The sequence below is a fragment of the Streptomyces sp. NPDC002265 genome, from assembly GCF_040296125.1.
Classification (GTDB): domain Bacteria; phylum Actinomycetota; class Actinomycetes; order Streptomycetales; family Streptomycetaceae; genus Streptomyces.
This window is the reverse complement of record NZ_JBEOWS010000630.1, coordinates 1-2,333: the sequence shown is the minus strand read 5'-3', so window position 1 is coordinate 2,333 and position 2,333 is coordinate 1. Positions and strand designations below refer to the sequence as shown.

Below are 2,333 nucleotides of genomic sequence, written 5' to 3'. Positions count from 1 at the left end.
GCCTCCGGCACCCGCTTCGTCGGCGCCGACAACTACACCGAGATGTTCCGCGACCCGGCCACCCTCACGGCCGTACGCAACACGGCCATCTGGGTCGTCGTCGCGCCCACCCTGCTGACCGGCCTCGGCCTCGTCCTGGCCGTCCTGGTCGAGAAGGTCCGCTGGGCGACCGCGTTCAAGCTGCTGCTGTTCATGCCCATGGCCGTCTCGTTCCTGGCCGCCGGCATCATCTTCCGGCTCGCCTATGACGAGGACCCCTCCAAGGGCGTGCTCAACGCCGCCGTCGTCGGCGTCCACGACGCGTTCAAGCACACCTCCGCCTACCCGACCGCCCGGGCCCGCGACGGCCACGGCCTGACCGCGAGCCCCGACGGCTCCTACCGGAGCAGCCGCCAGGTGCCGCCCGGCACATCCGTGGACTTCGGGATGGTCGGCATCGCCCCCGCCGACGTGCCCGCCGCCGCACGGCCCGCCTACCCGGCCGCCCAGCGCACGGCCGCGGCCGGCGAGGTCGGCGGAGTCGTCTACCTGGACTTCACCCCCGGCGGGGGAGGCCGACAGGGCGAGGTCGACCGCAAGGAGAACGGACTGCCCGGCATGCGGGTCGAGGCGGTCGACACCCACGGCAGCACCGCCGCGAGCACCACCACCGCCGCCGACGGCTCCTACCGCTTCTCCGGCCTCAAGTCCGGCACCTACACCGTCAAACTCCCCGCCTCGAACTTCGCCCAGCCCTACCAGGGCGTGTCCTGGCTAGGCCCGGCCCTCGTCACCCCGGCAATCATCGGCGCCTACCTGTGGATCTGGACCGGCTTCGCCATGGTCCTCATCGGAGCAGGCCTCGCCGCCCTGCCGCGCGACGCGCTGGAGGCGGCACGGATCGACGGCGCCAACGAGTGGCAGATCTTCCGGCGCATCACGGTCCCGCTGCTGGCCCCCGTGCTGACCGTGGTCTTCGTGACCCTCGTCATCAACGTGATGAAGGTCTTCGACCTCGTCTACATCATCGCGCCGGGCCCGGTGCAGCAGGACGCGACCGTCCTGGCCACCCAGATGTGGCTGGTGTCGTTCGGCGGCGGCAACAACCAGGGCCTGGGAAGCGCGCTGGGCGTGCTCCTGCTGCTCCTGGTCATCCCGGCCATGGCCTTCAACGTCCGCCGCTTCCGAAGGAGTCAGCGATGAACGCGATCCGGCGCGGCCTGGGCAACAGCCTGGTGCAGGCCTTCCTGGTGGTGACCGGTCTGGTCTGGCTCACCCCGCTGGCGGGACTGCTGGTGTCCTCGCTGCGCTCGGCCCAGGACACCGCGAAGGGCGGCTGGTGGACCGTCTTCTCCAGCCCCGGTCAGCTGTCCTTCGACAACTACACGGCGCTGCTGAAGAACTCCGGCATGACGCAGTCGCTGTGGAACACGGTGCTCATCTCGGTGCCGGCCACGTTCCTGGTCGTGGTCATCGCGGCACTCGCCGGCTACGCCTTCGCCTGGCTCGACTTCCCCGGGCGCGACGGCATCTTCCTGGTCGTCGTGGCGTTGCTGGTGGTCCCGGTCCAGATCGGCCTGCTGCCGGTCGCGAAACTCTTCGGCGCGCTGGGCCTGTTCGGCACCATCCCCGGAGTCGTGCTGTTCCACGTCGCCTACGGCCTGCCCTTCGCGGTGTTCCTCCTGCGCAACTACTTCGCCGAGATGCCCAAGGAGATGCTCGAGGCGGCCCGCATGGACGGCGGAACCGAGTGGCGCATCTTCGTCCAGCTGGTCCTGCCCGTGGGCCGACCGGCCATCGCCAGCCTCGCCATCTTCCAGTTCCTGTGGGTGTGGAACGACATGCTCGTGGCGCTGCTGTTCGCGGACAGCTCCTCACAGCCGCTGACCGTACAACTGCAGTCGCAGATACGTCAGTTCGGCAGCAACATCGACGTCCTGGCGCCCGGGGCGTTCGTGTCGCTGGTGGTTCCGCTGGTGGTGTTCTTCGCCTTCCAGCGGCACTTCGTGCAGGGGGTCATGGCAGGCTCCGTGAAGTGAGGCGCCCGGCGCGGGTGGGCGGCTCTTGAAGCTGCCCACCCGTATTCGATCCTCTGGCGCCCTCACCGCCGGATCTGTACGAACACGGCATGGCTGAGAAGAGCACCGCCAGGGCTGTTTCGGCAGCGACGACCGTCGGACGACGAAGGCGAGGCGGCTGATCCCCTGCAGGAGCCGGACGCCGTCCACGACTGTTTCCGAAAGGGCAGATTCCTTCCCCCTAACTTGATCTTTAACCTGTGCGGCGTGGTCGTGGGGTAGTTGACTTCTTCGTTCGCTGTTTCGCGGGTTGTGTCTTGCGGGGTGTGTGCACGT

General features: G+C 68.8%; 2 protein-coding genes. Both read left to right on the top strand.

Annotated features, from left to right (window positions below; genetic code table 11):
- The coding region (locus ABT085_RS45755; RefSeq protein ID WP_351623026.1) for a carbohydrate ABC transporter permease at positions 1–1,182 on the top strand (1,182 nt) is incomplete at its 5' end.
- A complete protein-coding gene (locus tag ABT085_RS45750; RefSeq protein ID WP_351623023.1) occupies positions 1,179–2,018 on the top strand; it encodes a carbohydrate ABC transporter permease in 840 nt (279 codons plus the stop codon). The genes ABT085_RS45755 and ABT085_RS45750, both read left to right, overlap by 4 nt.
- Positions 2,019–2,333: the final 315 nt, after the last annotated feature.

Coding starts and splice junctions, on each gene's coding strand:
- ABT085_RS45750 (WP_351623023.1), top strand. CDS start 1,179: ATGAACGCGATCCGGCGCGGCCTGGGCAACAGCCTGGTGCAGGCCTTC.